The organism is Paenibacillus dakarensis (genome assembly GCF_001373415.1).
GTDB lineage: Bacteria > Bacillota > Bacilli > Paenibacillales > Paenibacillaceae > Paenibacillus_AQ > Paenibacillus_AQ dakarensis.
Map to the genome: position 1 here is coordinate 40793 of NZ_CDSE01000024.1, position 16539 is coordinate 57331.

Annotated in this window: 15 protein-coding genes and 1 other annotated feature; of the genes, 3 read left to right on the plus strand and 12 right to left on the minus strand. The window is 46.0% G+C overall.

Going from position 1 to position 16539, the window contains the following annotated elements; all coding sequences use genetic code 11:
• Positions 1–31: 31 nt before the first annotated feature.
• The 4 genes from BN1234_RS06940 to BN1234_RS06955 all read right to left on the minus strand — a co-directional run bounded on the left by BN1234_RS06940 (position 32) and on the right by BN1234_RS06955 (position 2583).
• Positions 32–1237 carry an aminotransferase class I/II-fold pyridoxal phosphate-dependent enzyme gene (locus tag BN1234_RS06940; protein WP_054955935.1) on the minus strand — a complete coding sequence of 402 codons (1206 nt, stop codon included), beginning with the start codon at positions 1235–1237 and terminating at the stop codon, positions 32–34.
• Positions 1238–1250: 13 nt separating this feature from the next.
• A complete protein-coding gene (locus BN1234_RS06945; protein WP_054955936.1) occupies positions 1251–1751 on the minus strand; it encodes an Lrp/AsnC family transcriptional regulator in 501 nt (166 codons plus the stop codon).
• 187 nt (positions 1752–1938) lie between these two features.
• A complete protein-coding gene (locus BN1234_RS06950; RefSeq protein ID WP_054955937.1) occupies positions 1939–2322 on the minus strand; it encodes a spore coat protein in 384 nt (127 codons plus the stop codon).
• A gap of 24 nt (positions 2323–2346) precedes the next feature.
• Positions 2347–2583, minus strand: a complete 237-nt coding sequence (locus tag BN1234_RS06955; RefSeq protein ID WP_054955938.1) for a hypothetical protein — start codon at positions 2581–2583, stop codon at positions 2347–2349.
• A 145-nt stretch (positions 2584–2728) separates the two neighbouring features.
• On the opposite strand from BN1234_RS06955, the gene BN1234_RS06960 reads away from it, so the two are divergent.
• Positions 2729–3949 carry an NAD(P)/FAD-dependent oxidoreductase gene (locus tag BN1234_RS06960; RefSeq protein WP_054955939.1) on the plus strand — a complete coding sequence of 407 codons (1221 nt, stop codon included), beginning with the start codon at positions 2729–2731 and terminating at the stop codon, positions 3947–3949.
• A 3-nt stretch (positions 3950–3952) separates the two neighbouring features.
• Here BN1234_RS06960 and BN1234_RS06965 read toward each other — a convergent pair whose 3' ends face one another.
• From BN1234_RS06965 to BN1234_RS06980, 4 genes are all read right to left on the minus strand, one after another.
• On the minus strand, positions 3953–5155 hold the full coding sequence (locus BN1234_RS06965; RefSeq protein WP_054955940.1) for an MFS transporter: 1203 nt from the start codon (positions 5153–5155) through the stop codon (positions 3953–3955).
• 123 nt (positions 5156–5278) lie between these two features.
• Complete coding sequence (locus tag BN1234_RS06970; RefSeq protein ID WP_054955941.1) at positions 5279–5845, minus strand: hypothetical protein; 567 nt, start codon at positions 5843–5845, stop codon at positions 5279–5281.
• A gap of 187 nt (positions 5846–6032) precedes the next feature.
• Positions 6033–6452 carry a DUF350 domain-containing protein gene (locus tag BN1234_RS06975; protein ID WP_054955942.1) on the minus strand — a complete coding sequence of 140 codons (420 nt, stop codon included), beginning with the start codon at positions 6450–6452 and terminating at the stop codon, positions 6033–6035.
• A gap of 117 nt (positions 6453–6569) precedes the next feature.
• The gene (locus BN1234_RS06980) at positions 6570–8939 is read right to left on the minus strand and encodes an endonuclease MutS2 (protein ID WP_054955943.1); all 2370 of its coding nucleotides are present in this window, start codon (positions 8937–8939) and stop codon (positions 6570–6572) included.
• 164 nt (positions 8940–9103) lie between these two features.
• On the opposite strand from BN1234_RS06980, the gene BN1234_RS06985 reads away from it, so the two are divergent.
• Complete coding sequence (locus BN1234_RS06985) at positions 9104–9457, plus strand: phage holin family protein (RefSeq protein WP_054955944.1); 354 nt, start codon at positions 9104–9106, stop codon at positions 9455–9457.
• Between the two features lie 188 nt (positions 9458–9645).
• Positions 9646–10035 carry a cupredoxin domain-containing protein gene (locus BN1234_RS06990; protein ID WP_054955945.1) on the plus strand — a complete coding sequence of 130 codons (390 nt, stop codon included), beginning with the start codon at positions 9646–9648 and terminating at the stop codon, positions 10033–10035.
• A gap of 129 nt (positions 10036–10164) precedes the next feature.
• Here the strand turns inward: BN1234_RS06990 and BN1234_RS06995 are convergent, their stop codons facing one another.
• The 4 genes from BN1234_RS06995 to BN1234_RS07015 form a co-directional block, all read right to left on the minus strand.
• Positions 10165–11988: a cell division protein ZapA gene (locus tag BN1234_RS06995; protein ID WP_054955946.1), complete on the minus strand. Its 1824-nt coding sequence runs from the start codon at positions 11986–11988 to the stop codon at positions 10165–10167.
• Positions 11989–12215: 227 nt separating this feature from the next.
• Complete coding sequence (pheT, locus tag BN1234_RS07000; RefSeq protein WP_054955947.1) at positions 12216–14669, minus strand: phenylalanine--tRNA ligase subunit beta; 2454 nt, start codon at positions 14667–14669, stop codon at positions 12216–12218.
• Positions 14670–14698: 29 nt separating this feature from the next.
• Positions 14699–15733 (minus strand): phenylalanine--tRNA ligase subunit alpha, encoded by a 1035-nt coding sequence (pheS, locus tag BN1234_RS07005; RefSeq protein WP_054955948.1) that lies wholly within the window; start codon positions 15731–15733, stop codon positions 14699–14701.
• Positions 15734–15831: 98 nt separating this feature from the next.
• Positions 15832–16105 (minus strand) — a binding site (T-box leader).
• 86 nt (positions 16106–16191) lie between these two features.
• A complete protein-coding gene (locus BN1234_RS07015; RefSeq protein WP_211751796.1) occupies positions 16192–16347 on the minus strand; it encodes a hypothetical protein in 156 nt (51 codons plus the stop codon).
• Between the last annotated feature and the right edge of the window lie 192 nt (positions 16348–16539).

The following is a 16539-nucleotide window of genomic DNA, read 5'->3' on the forward strand; positions in this document are numbered from 1 at the left end:
AATTCAAGGAAATGGAACAATTAACTTCTTCTCATGTCAATTTTTCGACAAACTTCCCCATACGTTCCAAGGCTTCATTTAACTGAGCAATCGAAGTCGCATAGGAGCAGCGGATAAACCCTTCCCCGCCAAGACCAAATGCGGTACCCGGCACAGCTGCAACCTTGGCCTCGGTAAGAAGGCGCTGTGCAAATTCCTCTGATGAAAGCCCGGTTCGTTTAATACTTGGGAATGCATAAAATGCACCTTGCGGCTCATGACAATCCAGCCCAATATCACATAGACCCTGAACAATAAGTCTGCGGCGCTGATTGTAAGATTCAATCATACGATCCTTCTCTTCCAGCCCGTTGGTAAGTGCCTCTAGAGCAGCTACCTGCCCCATTGCAGGAGCACACATGACCGTGTATTGATGAATTTTCAGCATAGCCGCAATCAAATCCGGATGAGCACAGGCATAACCCATTCTCCAGCCTGTCATTGCGAAAGCTTTCGAAAAGCCGCTTACGAGGATCGTCCGATCCTTCATGCCAGGAATTGAAGGGAAGCTGACATGTTTACCGTCATAAGTTAACTCCGCATAAATCTCGTCAGATATTACAATCAGGTCATGCTTCTCTACAACCTTAGCTATAGGAAGCCAATCTTCGTAAGTCATCGTTGTTCCGGTAGGATTGCTCGGATAACATAAAATCAATATTTTTGACTTGGGAGTTATCTTGGCTTCGAGATCCTCGGCCGTGAGCTTGAAATGATTATCAGCTGTCGTTTCAATACCGACAGGAATTCCACCGCCGATTGATGTGATTGGAGAATAGGAAATATAGCAGGGTTCAGGGATCAGAATTTCATCCCCTGGAGTAATGAGCGCACGAAGCGCCAGATCAATTGCTTCGCTCCCGCCGACGGTTGCTAGAATTTCATGTGCCGGATCATAAGACACATGGAAGCTGTTCTCCAAGTATTGTGAAATAGCCTCACGCAGCTCAGGCATACCAGCATTCGAGGTATAGCCTGTGAATCCCCGCTCCAGCGAGTATACACATGCTTCACGAACATGCCATGGCGTTACAAAATCCGGTTCACCTACACCAAGAGTAATAATATCCTTATTACCGCTTACCAAATCGAAAAACTTCCGGATACCCGATGGTTTAATTTCACGAACCGATGGCGCCAAATAAGAACTCATCGGTTTTCTATTGGTTTCTGTAAGATGTTCTTCATTCACAATCATACACACTCTTCCTTTACGGCGAGATCAGGAGACGATTGTCTTCTTGACGTTCTTCATAAATAATCCCGTCTTGTTTATATTTTTTAAGAATAAAGTTGGTTTTGGTCGACAATACGGATTCAATTGGAGACAATTTTTCGGATACGAAGTTGGCGACCTCTCTCAAATTACGGCCTTCCACCTCTACAAGCAGATCATATGCTCCGGACATCAGGTATACGGATTTCACCTGAGGGAATAAATAAATACGCTCTGCAATTCCCTCAAAGCCTCGCCCTCGCTCCGGTGTAATCTGCACTTCAATAAGCGCAGTAACCTTCTCTTCCTCTACTTTGCCCCAGTTCACCACAGTCGCATATTTTACGATAACATGATCTTCTTCCAGTTCCGTAATTGCAGACTTCACTTCCTCTTCCTTCACGCCGAGCAAAGTTGATAACAAAGCCGGAGATCTTCTCGCATCTTCTTTTAGCAAGTCAAGCACTTTCAATTTCAATTCGCTTAGCTCTTCCATATGTCATCCTCCAGCGTTTATTTCAGGTCATTGGCCATGGCCTTCTTCCCTGCAAAAGAGATTAATACTTATATTACAATAATTCAGGCAATCTGTGCAAAGAAAAAACCGACCTCTCATCTTGGCTTTCGCCTCAGAGCAGTCGGTTTTCAATTATGCGTTATTATTATGCACTCTGGTTACATATTTAGTGTGAGGACGTGACATTACTTGGGTGAGCAGATACGTTGGACTTATGGACACCCATAGGAAGTCCGGACGTTTTTTGGCTAATTAGCTGGCCAGTCTGCTGAATTGTATTCTGAGCTTCTTGGAGCTGCTTGTCTATGTCGCTTCGAATTGCATGAGGTACAGGGGCAGGATACTGCTTCTGCTGCTCAATCAGTTTATACAAATCTCCCTGCATTTGAAGCGTCTCGGCAGTTAAATTGCTGAACATGCTTCGTACGGCTTGGCAGGATGACTCTGTAGTTGCGGTCGTGTATTCTTTCACAGACCTCTTAAGTTCATTCAGGATTGTATTTAGCAAATCCTCTTCCGGCAAGAAAGGACTCCCAGTTGCAGATGGCATATGTTCTTCCTCCTCTAATTGTTTTTAGTGTGCTTGATTGGGCGCAAGATTTTGGTGATTTTGAAGAGATTGAATCAGTGTGTCCATGTGAGTTTCGTGCTTGCGCATAAATCCAAGAAGCGCCTGTTGAACGGACGGACTTTGAGTAGTTGCAGCTGTCGCTGCGCAGTACTTGGCCAGTGTGCTCTCATTAGAAATACAATCCACAATATAATCGAGTTCCTTCGAGGTTAGAGGCTGCATTTGATTATTGGATGGCATGGTGTTCATAATCCCCTTCCATATTAGATATACAATTGTAGTATGGCTTTCTGCGGTCTTTCTATGTTGCGCAATAAATACCTGATATACAGCTCATAATAGATACAGTATATTTTTCAAACACATACATAAGAGGTGTAAGGAAATGAAATTAATAGAAGGGGATACACCTTGGGACCATTTAAATACAGTAGAAAAATCGCATTACTCTCCGCTTGAGCACAAGGAGTTATGCGATGTCGTTGTCATTGGAGGAGGAATAACCGGGGCAATCACATCTTATGTATTATCCGAACAAGGAACCGACACCATATTACTTGAGCAGGGTGAACTTGGAAGGGGCAGCAGTTCGGCTAATACCGGACTGCTTCAATTTATGAACGACGAACCCTTGGCTCAGCTCATTCAAACTTTCGGTGAACAAAAAGGAGTCTCTTTTTATGCATTGTGCAAGAAGGCTGTCGATCGCCTGGCAGATATAGCAGGCAGCTTACCCGTTGATACGGAGTTCAGGCGCAGAAGCAGTCTGTACTATGCTTCTACGGAGAAGGATGTCCATAAAATCCGAAACGAATATGATACGCTGAACCGTTATGGCTTTCATGTTGAATACTGGGATCAGCAGCGTATACAAGCGTCATTCCCGTTCTCCAAACCAGCTGCCCTTTATTGCCGTCATGATGCTGAAGTGAATCCGTACAAAATGTTACACGGATTAATCAATAAAGCCACCAGCCAAGGCTTGCGCGTGTTTGAACACAGTCCTGTGGAGAAGGTTGACTATTCAGAAAAAGGAGTCGTCATCAAGACTAAATCCGGCATTGTTAACGCCTCCACCATCATATGGGCTACAGGGTATGGTACACAGGAATGGAAGCCCGATCGTCTGGTGTCGCTGGACAGCACATACGCTATCATGACCGAGCCGGTGCATGATCTTTCAACATGGTACGAGGGTGCATTAATCTGGGAAACTAATCGTCCCTATCTATACATGCGGACTACTCCGGATCATCGGATCATTGCCGGAGGCCTGGATGAGCCACTTACCGCTGCCGATCTGACTCATCAGAACATCACTCGAAAAGGTCACCAGCTTCTGCAAAATGTCCAAGCCCTTTTCCCAACACTTGGTCAAATATCAATATCGCATGCCTGGGCAGGCGTATTCGCCACCAGTAAAGACGGGATTCCCTTGATCGGACGCCATCCCGATTATCCTCTCAGCTATTTTATCGAGGGGTATGGGGGAAATGGAACCGTGTACAGTATGATTGCTGCCGACTTATTAGCAAAGGCCGTTACTGGCAAGGTTCCGAAAGAACTCGATTGGTTCTCCTTAGATCGCTTACCGTTCCACCCATAACATTTAAGAAGCTGTTTGCCTCTTCATCATTTTTCGCATGAATAACCATGTTCCTATAGGAGAAGTTCCGAGAATGGCCAAGAGCATGGTTACGGTTAATGGATCCTGCCGTATGGAGAGTACAGCAATAAAGACGATTAACCCGGCCATTCTCCCAATCATGAGGCAGATTTCTCTTACAACCACAAGCTCAACTCTTTTCTCTGCATTCTTAGCGTTTACCCCCATAAGATCAAAGCTGACCGCGATTGCAGGCAGCATGTATAACGGAATAAACAATGAAGTTCCTATTCCAAGGATCAGTAATGTCACATAGTTCACTTTCCAGAACAGCGGGATAATCACAAGCAGCATCATAACCGCTCCAAACAGCATTCCAGGCCTGCGGTAAGTGGGCTTAAACCACTTCCCGGCAGCCCAATAGCTCACCAGCGATACAGCAGAAGTGATCAGCATAAACTGCCCGAGTCTCGCCTCCTGATTCGTAGCGCTATAAACCAGCAAAAAAATAAGAAATGAAAACACTCCCTCACGTATGCCTTGCATAACCAACCCGCCCATTGTCAATCGCCATGAACCATCTGCTTCCTTCAGTCGCTTAACTCCTTCCATCCAGTCATATTTCCCGTTCACCTTTCTTTTCTTCAGAAAAAAACTAAGCACGACAGTGCATCCAAATATAACCATAGACGCACTGAAGATAAACCGGTATCCCTGCTCACCATGCATGAGTGTAATCAGAATACCTGAGAGCCATGGTCCTACAATCCCCGTCATGGAGCCTAACAATCCAACCCACCCATTAAACCAATCGCGATTCTCCGCATCGGTTACTTCAAAATACACTACGTTAAATGCAAGCCAGAACAGACCAAGTGACATTCCAAGCAATAAACCAAGCGGCCATATATAATCAATTGCGTTCTTTCCGGCAAAGAGGATACATAAGTAAAATAAACCGGCAATGGCAATGCCAAGTCTCAGAGTGTTCATTTTATTGCCTTCCTTCACCCATTTACCAGCAATCCAAAACGTAATGCCCAGCGCGATCTGCTGTGCAATCGTAAACCATGCGATCATAATGTAATCTTGTTTGCTTTTCCACAAGTATACATTCAGAAATGTCCCGGACAATGCCCCGGCCAATACAAACAAGCCGTTGACCGCGAGCAAAAGAACGGCTTGACGGTCTCTAGGTTGTTTCAATTGCACCCGCCTCCTCAGCAGCACCTTGTTTGTTTTGTGCAGTCATCTTGTTTAAGTTGCCCGAGATCGGAAAGGTTCATAACATTTCAAACAAAAAAAGAGCAGCCTCATGGCTGCCCTTCGCTACTTATTGGATTTAGGTGTCAAACCTTCGATCAGCCGTAAGCGGTCGTCTTCCGCCAAACTGTATTGAATATGGAAACATCCCGAGCAAATATACACGTTCAGATCGAATGGAGGGGCTAGCAGAGGCCTCTTAAGAAACGGCAGAGCAGCTGGATTGAACCCTTCCCCATCAACTCGCTGTGTTCCAGCAAGCATCATATACTCACGACAGTGGAAGCACTCAGGCGTTTCATCCTGATGATCAAGCACTTTCTCAACGGATTCTTCATAAGCCATCAGGTCATGAGCTTCTCCATACTTCTCAAGTGTTCGAATTTCCGGAACTGTTCCTTCATCAGATCCCCAGAACGGCTTATTCAATATATCTCCGTGCTCAAAATCATCATCATTATATGGCTGCTTCATAATTTCCTGATGTCCTTCTTCCTCAGAATCATCAAGTGTAACACTAATTGAACGATATCCCTTTAATTCATTATCACAATGCGGGCAGTTCTCTTCAGGACCAATCTCCTCATCCCACACAATTTCAGTTTGGCACCATGGACATATAGTCGGTTCCATCAATATTCATCCCTTTCATTATACCAACGGTCACAGCTGAACCCGTTACATTACTTCCACATCAAGTATACTATGCCTGACAAGAAAAAGATCAAAGCAGCGGCGAACAATATCCGCGGTAAATATTTCATGTATTGGTTCCTCCGTTCAAGTAGAAACGATTATCATCATCCATCTTGAAAGACGGTTAATTTATACTTGCGCCTATAACAAAAGACAAAGATACAGTAATAATCAATACAATCAATCCAACGGCTCGATTATCCTTGCTGATTTCTTCATCGATGGAAAACACCGGCGTCAGAAATTCCAGGAGCAAATACGCAGCCAGCAGCAGCAAAAATCCTATGAAAGACCATTTAAGCATCCCATATACCGATGTATTGGAATCGATACTGAACCGCATTACATTGCATATACCGAATATTTTCCCACCGGTCGCCATGGCTGCAGCAACATTTCCCTTTTGTATTTCTTTCCAGCAATTATATTTAGTAACCCATTCAAAACAAGACAAATATACGATTAACGCTAAAATCGCAACCGAGAAATAGCCCACGAGCACACCTACTGGGTGAGCCAGCAGCTGATCAATAATCTCTGTCATTCCCCCGCGTTCCTCCCCGCAGTTGGTAGATGATATGTTAACACCCACCGGTCATAATTCAGGTGCTTTAGTTGTATACGGGTTAGATAAACCTTCGGTTCCTAATTTATTTAACGTTTATTTCAGTTCCGCAATCGTAACGCCCGTTCCACCCTCGCCGTAATTTCCAAGACGATAGCTTTTCACATGCTTATGTTTGCGTAAATACTCCTGAATGCCCGTTCTTAAAACACCTGTTCCTTTACCATGAATAATCGATATTTGCCCAAGGTTGCCCAAAAATGCCTCATCTATAAACCGATCCACTTCGATAAGCGCTTCTTCCAGATTTGCTCCGCGTAAATCAAGCTCGCTGCGAATGTTGGCATCCCTTGTACGCTTAAGCGTCGTCACATGGCGCTGACCTTGAGATTTCTTCGCCGATGCCGGAGCAGAGACAAGCTCCAGATCATCCAGAGATACCTTCATCTTCATGATACCAAGCTGAACAAGCGCTTCCTTGGCTCCGGCTAATTCCACCACATGCCCCTTCTGATTGAGGCTGTACACCATAACCTCATCTCCAGGCTCAATCGTTCTCTTTGTCTTTTCACTGCGCTGTCCCGAAGACTTTCGTTTCTGTTCCGGTTCTGCCTCGTCAAGACGTTTCCTTGCAGCAATGAGCTTATGCTCTTTAACTGAAGCGCCTTCCTCCTGGGCAAGCTTACGCAGATCCGAGATAATTTCCTCCGCTTCTCTTCTGGCCTTATCAACCATCTTCTTCGCATCTTGACGCGCTTTATCCAGCAGCTTGTCTCGCTGTTCCTCAAGCTTAGCCAGCTCCTGAGAATGACGGGCACGGAGCTCCTCCATCTCTTTACGAAGCACTTCAGCCTTTTCGCGCTCGGTTTCGGCCGCATGACGGTTCTCTTCGAGCGATGCAATCATGTGCTCTACGCGCTGATCCTCTTCTTTCACCTCACCACGTGCATAGTCGAGGATCATCCCTGGAAGTCCAAGCCGCTCCGCAATAGCAAATGCATTACTCCGGCCCGGAACGCCGACTAACAGGCGGTACGTAGGGCTCAGCGTATTAATATCAAATTCCATACTTGCATTAATAACGCCTTTTCGCTCATAGGCATAAGCCTTCAGTTCAGAGTAGTGGGTTGTAGCAATCATCCGGCATCCCATCCGGTGCATATGTTCCAAGATGGCAATAGCAAGGGCAGACCCTTCAGCCGGATCTGTTCCCGCTCCGACCTCATCCAGCAGCACAAGACTTTTCGGAGTCATGCTCTTCAGGATACGGATAATATTAGTCATGTGACTTGAAAAAGTACTCAGGCTCTGTTCGATGCTCTGTTCATCACCGATATCTGCGTATATGGCATCAAAGACACACATCTGACTACCTTCTTCTGCCGGGATAAACAAACCCGACATTGCCATCAGATTAAGCAATCCTATCGTTTTGAGGGTGACCGTTTTTCCTCCTGTGTTCGGTCCTGTAACAATAATGGAGGTATATGAATTACCTAATTCCACATCAAGCGGAACAACCTGATCGATTGGAATGAGCGGATGGCGCCCTTTTTTGAGTCTCAAATATCCCCGGTCATTCATCCGCGGCAATGATGCCTTCATCACATGAGCAAGCCGCGCTTTTGCAAAAATAAAATCCAGCTGTCCTGTAATGTCAATATCGAGTGTCAACAGGTCAGCCTGGTCGCCGACAAGAGCTGTCAGTTTTTGCAAAATAATTTCAATTTCACGTTCTTCTCTCATGCGTGTTTCGCGCAGTTTATTATTCATCGCTACGATGGACTCGGGCTCAATGAAAAGAGTTGCTCCTGATCCTGATTGATCATGTACAATTCCGCCAAAATACGAACGGTATTCAGCCTTGACAGGAATGACAAACCGGTCGCCCCGGATCGTAATAAGCTGATCCTGCAGCATTTTAGCAACCGATTGTGAACGAATCATAGCATCAAGCTTTTCACGAATACGTACTTCACCATTTCTCAGCTCTCTGCGGATTTGAAGCAATTCACTGCTTGCCGTATCCATAACTTCAGCACTTTCATCGATACAAGCTTTGATTGCATCTTCAAGAGGCTTCTGTTCCGAGATCAGTTCACTCAAGTTATACAATATTTCTACCGGTTCATCTTCGTGAATCTGTGCAATAAACCGCTTTAACCGGCGCGATCCCATAATCATATTCGCAACAGCAAGCAGCTCCTGGGGATTCAGCGTTCCACCAATTCGCGCACGCTTTAGCGCATCGTTTACATCTGTGATTCCACCAAAGGACGGGCTGCCTTTCAAGCGATCTACCGTATAAGCTTGATCCGTCGCCGCAAGCAGTTGTTTTACGTCCTCTAATTGAACAGATGGCTTTAGCTGTTCCGCGGCCTTTGTTCCCATCGAAGTCTGTGTAAATTGCGACAATGTATTTAGAACTTTGCGATATTCCAATGTATGCAAAATCTTGTCATCCAAGAAGTTCACAACTCCTCTCAATCAATGCCTTTATTATAGCCGACACGCAGAATTTTCGCCATTTATAAGCAGTACATCAAACATTTATCCGGGCACATAACTCGAGCTGTAACTGAACACAATAATCCTGCGGTTAAATGCAACTTAATAAGGAGGTACAACCAATGCAGTTTCTTGGGCATGTTGTTCGATTTATCGTTTCTGCGCTTGTTCTGATGGTTGTAGGGTGGATCGTTCCTCAATTTAGCGTGGGAGGATTCGGTAGCGCTCTGCTGCTGGCTCTGGTTATCGCCCTTATCGGGTGGATTATTGAAAGTGTGTTTGGAACCCGGGTCACTCCGTTTGGACGTGGAATTGTAGGGTTTCTTGTAAGCGCGCTTGTAATCTACCTGGCTCAGTTCATAATCACCGATGTTCGTGTTACAGTACTCGGAGCATTACTTGCAGCCCTTGTCATCGGGATCATTGACCTGTTTATCCCTCTGGCAGCCCCCTTCGATAAGACCCGAGCAGATTAAACATAATTTTATCCGTTTAAACAAGCCCCTGTTCAACACCTGAGCAGGGGCTTGTTCATTCCTATCCTTCAGCATCCGTTGTGTAATATTCACCAATTATTCATTTTCATTCCTGTCTTCAGTGTATCAATATGAGTTATCATAGAAGAAGAGTTGACACACAATATTAATAGTTGGGAGAGAATAAAGTGAAAAAAGCACTTGCACTAATCGTATCCTGTATGCTGTTGTTTGTTTTGGCGGCTTGCGGTGAAGATAAAGACGCAGCGCCAGCTAGTGGAACCGGTGTAACCGATACAGGTGTCGCACCAGAAGCTGAGCTTGAGATCATCGCCACCGACTATCAATTTGATCAAGAAGAATACACACTTAAAAAAGGGGTTCCTGTAAAAATCACTTTCAATAACAAACAAGGAAATCACGGTGTAATGATTCCTGCTTTGAGCTTGCAGCTGGATAGCAAAAACAGCTCTGCAGTTGTAACCCCAGATAAAACAGGCACATTCGAGATTTCTTGCTCCATCATGTGCGGTACCGGTCATACGAAAATGATCTCGAAACTGATCATTGAAGAGTAATTATTAATCATGATTTGATAAACACGACAGTAACCTCCAGATTCCACAAGTAAGTCCTTGTGGAACCTGGAGGTTTTGTATTGTCATGAAACTATAATTTCTATAGAAAATCAGGGGCTGTAATCTCCATCAACGCTGCTCCTGTTCGATTAACTCAATCCATTCATTATACTCAACCTGAAGTTTGGCATACTCCTCTTGAAGTTTCCGATGTTCTTCCTCCAGCTCGTTCGTTTTCTCCTGCTGAACTTCTCGTTCTGCCTGGAGCAATCGATACTGATGCATAACCAATTCATACTGTTCGCCTAAATGGGACAGCTGCTCGGAAGCTGCTTTCTTCTCATCTTCAAGCTGCTCGCAGGTCTGACGAGTCGCAGCTATTTCCTGACGCCATGAATCCATTTCTTCATTCAGCGCATCTTCTGATTGCGTCCACTCTTCACGTTCTTCCGCAAGAGCTTCATATTTATTGCGCCACTCGACCAGCTCTTCTTCGGCCTTTCTTAACAGCTCAAGCTGCTCCTCATTTCGGCTATCCCACTCGGCAGCAGATTTACGAAGCTCTTCAAGCTTGGAAGAGACATCATCATACTCTTCTTCCAGCATTGCATACAATTTCTTCGTTTCTTCATCCCGAACAACAGCCTCATTACTAATTCTCTCAAGCTCCTCGACCTTAAGTTGAAGCGCTCGTCTTTCCTCTTCTGAAGCTTGCTGTCTAGATTTATGCTGCTTAGCTTCATCCTTAAGAACATTCAATTCTTCCTGAAGATTCTTCATACCTTCTTCGAGTGTCTCGGACACTTCAACGGCTTCAACCATGCGCAATTCCAAATCTCCAAGTTCCTCTTTGCGCTGTTCAGCGAGTGACTTCCATGACTTTACATCCTCATTAAGACGATGAATATCATCGTTCAGCTTGCGGGAGGTCTGGTTCCCATCCACAACAAGCTTCTGCAGCCGGCGCCGTTCTTCTTCTGATTTCACCGCTTCCTGCTTCAAACGCTCCCGGTCCTCCGTAAGCTGAAGTACATTGGCTTTAGCCGTTCTTAGTTCTTTAGCGGAATTGTCAAGCTGCTGACCCGTTTGGGTTAATTTTTCCTTTAATTTGGACGACTCTTCTTTTAAGGAAACCAGTTCTTTCTCCATACCGGTTAAACGAGTCTTCAGACTGTTCTCCGTATTTTGCAATACTGTAATCTTCTTCTCCAATTCCTGAACAATCACCTTGTGCTGCTGATCACGATCGGCAGCCGTCTGCTTGTATTTCTGCTCCATCTCCTGTAAAGCCCCAGCATGCTTCTGCTCTGACTGCTGAGATGAACGCTTGTGGTTTTGTTCCAACTGTTCCAGCGACTGCTTATGATTCTTCTGCAGCTGCTGAATTTGCCCTTCATATTGACGCTTCAGTTCTTCAATAGCCTGTTTATGACGCTTCTCCAGATCTCCTGTCTGCTGAACAAGCTGCTGCTCAACATCCTGTTTTTCCTTCTGGATTTTGGCTATCCGCTCAGACTCTATTCGAAGAAGCTCCTTATTCCGTTCCGACTCAGCCGTCAGCTTCTCCTTCAATTCCCCGAGCTCAGCAGCAAGAGCTGTCTGCTCGCTCAGTTTCTGTTCAAGCTGCTGTTTCTGTTCCATGAATGATGCCTGTTGTTCCGTTTGAAGTGACTGTATACGAGCCAGTTCAGAACGAAGCTCGCTCCGTTCAGCTGTAAGCAGCTTGACCTCATTCTGGAACTGCTGCATTTGAACGGCTTCTTCCGCCATATGTACGGCTGCAAGGACTGCAATCCGCGGAGTATCCAAGCGGTTGTGCGCCTTTGAAATCGAGCGCATTCGTTCATCGACATAATCGGCTACCTGTTTCATATATTCGCTGCTGCTGCCAACAAGTTTATAGGAAGTTCCGTAGATTTCTACGGTAACACGTGTACGATCTGGTGTAGTCACAGTTATGCCCTCCTTCAATTGTATGTTGATTCTTAGATGTCTTTACGGCCTTCGCTCTATATACATTATATATTAGAAAGGCTCTCTAGACGAATTTCTAAATCCCTAGACCGTAATTGCCATATATGGATTAGTCAGGACACCTTCTCCCGACCATGATGTTCTTCAGAAGACTCGTAAAAAAACCGCATCGAATTTGTATTCGATACGGCTTTCTCTAATTCCTTCTATTTTCTCAATTCCGCACCAAAAGTTTGCTCCAGCGCTTGTACTGCTTTTTCATTTGCAGCTGCAACTTCCTCATCGGTAAGCGTCCGGTCCTGATGACGATACGTTAAGGAAATGGCAATGCTCTTCTTGCCTTCTCCCAGCTTGCTACCAGTAAAGACATCGAACACCTGCACATTTTGCAGCAGTTCTCCGGCATTCTCCCGAATAACCCGGATTAGAGCCCCTGCTTCCACAGCTTCATCTACCACGATCGCCAAGTCACGTTCCATAGCAGGGAAACGAGGAAGATCACGATATTGTACACGGCTGCCAGCAAGATCATATAGTGGACTGAGCAATATTTCAGCAACATACGTATCTTCAAGATCCTTATCCTGCTGAATTTGAGGATGAACCTGCCCTAAAGTTCCAAGCTTCAGCTTATTCCCGCCGTCCTGAACATAGATGGATGCAGAACGTCCAGGGTGGAATCCCTCAGGTTGATCAGCAGCGTAAGAAATTTGTTCACTATCGATACCCAGTAAAGCAAATACAGTTTCAAGTGCTCCCTTGAGGTCAAAGAAGTCAACCTTCTCCGGCTTAACATTCCACTGTTTATTTCCGATACGTCCTGACAATAGCAATCCAAGCACAGGTCTTTCCAAAGGCTGCTTAGTCAGTGTTTCTTCATGTGTATGGAACAGATTTCCGATTTCGAACATTGCAAGATCGGTATGCTTGCGGTTTGCATTATAAACAGCAATATCGAGCAGCTGCGGAATCAGGCTGGTGCGAAGCACACCTCGATCCTCACTCATTGGCATTGCCAGCTTCACCGCTCTTCCGCCCTCAGCAAGAGATGTGAATGTCTCTGCACTCTGAGGGTGAATGAAAGAATACCCGAGCACTTCCTGCCAGCCCGCATGTGTCAGGAGATGACGAATACCACGGCGAAGTGCCTGGGACTTGGTCAGTGCTCCCGGCGTTGTTGGTCCTTCAATAGCGGTTGTCGGGATATTATCGTAACCGTATAAACGGGCGATTTCCTCAATCAAGTCCACATCATATTGAATATCGCCGCGGCGCGTAGGAACCTGAACCTCAATGATGCCGGTCTTCTTCGCATCACCACAAGCGAAATGAAGACGAGCAAAGATCGTTTTCACTTCAAGCGATGACAGGTCCGTACCAAGGTAACGATTCAGTTTTTCAAGCGAAAGCTGGATTGTTTTGGGTTCTGCCACAGCTTCTCCTGCCTGAACGATTTCTTGATGGACTGTGCCTCCGGCATATTTCGCCATGAGAGCAGCTGCGCGGTTGAGCGCAGGTATAACTCTTCCTCCATCCACTTCCTTCTCGAAGCGGGAGCTCGCTTCAGATCGAAGACCTAGCTGACGAGATGTTTTACGAACCGTTCCGCCGTCAAACTTAGCAGATTCGAGGAATATGTTAACCGTATTATCTGTTACTTCAGAATCCAGTCCGCCCATAACACCAGCTAGTGCAACAGGCTTGCCGCCTGCTGTAATGACCAGCATATGCGGCTCAAGGCGTCTCTCCTGGCCATCCAGGGTCGTCATTGTTTCGCCTTCCTTAGCCATTCTAACCAGTACTGAGCCATCTGCCAGCTGATCTGCATCGAATGCATGAAGCGGCTGCCCGTATTCAAGCATTACATAGTTGGTAATATCCACAATGTTATTGATCGGGCGAACGCCCGCAGCCATCAGACGGTTCTGCATCCAGAGCGGCGAAGCGCCTACAGTAACACCTGTAATATAACGAGCGGCATAGTGAGGGCACTGCTCTGCTGCTTCAATCGCAACCGAAACATGGTTTCCAGCCGCATCACTAACCTCAACCAGCTCTTTATCCGGATCAGGAAGAGAAATTTCCCGTCCCAAAATAGCACTTACCTCGTATGCTGCTCCAAGCATGCTAAGGCAGTCAGACCGGTTTGGTGTCAAGTCGAGCTCAAGCACTTTATCATCAAGACCCAGCACCTTCGTGATCGGTACGCCAACTTCTGTATCTGCCGGAAGCACCAGAATTCCCTCCTGCAAGTCTTTTGGCAGGAGCTTGTCGTTCATACCAAGCTCTTTGGCGGAGCAGATCATGCCTTGTGAAAGAACTCCGCGCAGCTTCGCTTTCTTGATATCCAAACCACCCGGCAGCTTGGCACCAACAAGTGCGACAGGAACCTTCTGGCCTGCGTCAACATTTTTGGCACCGCATACGATCTGGAGATCCTCTTCCTGTCCAGCATCCACGATACAAATATTCAGCTTGTCAGCATCCGGATGCTTCTCTTTACTCTTCACGTATCCTGTAACTACTTTGTTAATCCCTTGATTGCGGTCCTCAATAAGATCGATTTCAATACCAGCCGAGGTAATGCGGGTTGCCAGTTCTTCAGCTGTTACGCCTGAAAGAGATATATACTCAGACAACCATTCTGTTGATACTCTCATGACTCTTCACTTCCTTCTTAGGTTTAAAATTATATCCGTGCAAACTGCTTCAAGAATGACATATCGTTATTAAAGAAATGACGAATATCGTCAACGCCGTATTTCAGCATTGCAATCCGTTCTACACCCATACCGAAGGCAAAACCGCTGTACTTCTCCGGATCATATCCACCCATCTCAAGCACCTTCGGATGGACCATACCGCAGCCCAAAATTTCAAGCCATCCTGTTTGCTTACATACACGGCAGCCACTGCCGCCGCATCTTACACAAGATACGTCAACTTCAGCACTTGGCTCAGTGAACGGGAAGAAGCTTGGACGCAGTCTGATTTGGGTATTTTCACCGAACATCTCGCGTACAAACTGCAGCAGAGTACCTTTCAAATCGCTCATGCGGATATTACTGCCAATTACTAGCCCTTCAATCTGATGGAACTGGAAGGAATGCGTTGCATCGTCATCATCCCGGCGGAATACACGTCCCGGGCAGATGATCTTAACAGGCGTTTCCCCCTTCATGGCAAGCATGGTCCGCGCCTGTACAGGGGATGTCTGAGTCCGCATAAGCAGATCGTCAGTCAAGTAGAAGGAATCCTGCATATCACGAGCCGGATGGTTCTTCGGCAGGTTGAGCGCTTCGAAGTTGAAGTAATCCGTTTCTACTTCAGGGCCTTCGGCTACACGGTAGCCCATGCCGATAAAAATATCTTCTATATCCTGAATAACTCTGCTCAGCGGATGGATAGATCCTTGAGCGAGCTTACGTCCAGGCAGGGTTACATCTACCTTTTCTGCACGAAGACGTTCTTCCGTCTCCTTGCGCTGGAATTCTTCCTGCTTGCTTGTAATAACAGATTCAATAGCTCCGCGAACCTCATTACCAATCTGTCCGATAACCGGACGCTCTTCAGCGCTGAGTGACCCCATACCTCTTAAAATTTCTGTCAAGGCACCTTTCTTCCCCAAATACTTGACGCGCAGATCATTCAGACTTTGTGGATCTGTTACCCCCTGCAGCTGGGCCAGCGCCTCCTGCTTTAGTGCTTCTAATTTTTCTTTCATGGCTTTTATGCCCCCTTCATCCATCTTCAATTGAATACCAGTACTACGGCAAAACCTCATTGAACAAAATGCTTGCAACAAAAAAGGCCTTTTCTCCCGAAAGGGACGAAAAGACCGTGGTACCACCCTTGTTAGCCTGCCTGGAATGAAATGAATAACAGCCGTTATTCACCCAATATCAAAGCAATAGACTCACTCTGACCGGCTTAACGTGCCGGAATCCGATATCCCCTACTTAAGCAGCAAAGTCTGTGTTCAGGGAACTGCTCCAGAGTGAACTTCGGCAGCCTGTTTCCATAGAGACGTTCTCAATCCATGACGTCTCCTCCCTGTAAAGAGGCACTGCTTACTCTTCTCCTTCAACGCATTTTCATTGTTATGGCTTATATAGCCTATATTATATTCAAATATGCCGTGCATGACAAGTTCATATGCCTGAATTCTCAGCCTTATTAACGTCATTGTTCGCCTAGGAGTATCTCTGTTTCCTCTACGAGCTGGAAAAGAATGGTCACTCCATCACGGGTCCTGTCCTGGTCTAACGATAACAATGTGATCACTTCATCAACCCTCAGCTTGTAATCCTCGGGGCGGATTGCGAAATCATTCACCATTGACACTGCTTTCTTCTCGTTCACGCAGTATTGTTCGTTCGCTGCAAAGCATGATAATGTGTTGTAACCACGCCTGCGCTGCAATCATCATTCACCTGTCCCACACGATGGATGTCCCGGAGAATAAGGTCCTCATGATGACCCTGAACAATCAGCCACCCCCCGGCATTTACCCAAGGCCCCCACCCGCCA

Coding starts and splice junctions, on each gene's coding strand:
- BN1234_RS06940 (WP_054955935.1), bottom strand. CDS start 1,237: ATGATTGTGAATGAAGAACATCTTACAGAAACCAATAGAAAACCGATG.
- BN1234_RS06945 (WP_054955936.1), bottom strand. CDS start 1,751: ATGGAAGAGCTAAGCGAATTGAAATTGAAAGTGCTTGACTTGCTAAAA.
- BN1234_RS06950 (WP_054955937.1), bottom strand. CDS start 2,322: ATGCCATCTGCAACTGGGAGTCCTTTCTTGCCGGAAGAGGATTTGCTA.
- BN1234_RS06955 (WP_054955938.1), bottom strand. CDS start 2,583: ATGCCATCCAATAATCAAATGCAGCCTCTAACCTCGAAGGAACTCGAT.
- BN1234_RS06960 (WP_054955939.1), top strand. CDS start 2,729: ATGAAATTAATAGAAGGGGATACACCTTGGGACCATTTAAATACAGTA.
- BN1234_RS06970 (WP_054955941.1), bottom strand. CDS start 5,845: ATGGAACCGACTATATGTCCATGGTGCCAAACTGAAATTGTGTGGGAT.
- BN1234_RS06975 (WP_054955942.1), bottom strand. CDS start 6,452: ATGACAGAGATTATTGATCAGCTGCTGGCTCACCCAGTAGGTGTGCTC.
- BN1234_RS06985 (WP_054955944.1), top strand. CDS start 9,104: ATGCAGTTTCTTGGGCATGTTGTTCGATTTATCGTTTCTGCGCTTGTT.
- pheT (WP_054955947.1), bottom strand. CDS start 14,669: ATGAGAGTATCAACAGAATGGTTGTCTGAGTATATATCTCTTTCAGGC.
- pheS (WP_054955948.1), bottom strand. CDS start 15,733: ATGAAAGAAAAATTAGAAGCACTAAAGCAGGAGGCGCTGGCCCAGCTG.
- BN1234_RS07015 (WP_211751796.1), bottom strand. CDS start 16,347: ATGGTGAATGATTTCGCAATCCGCCCCGAGGATTACAAGCTGAGGGTT.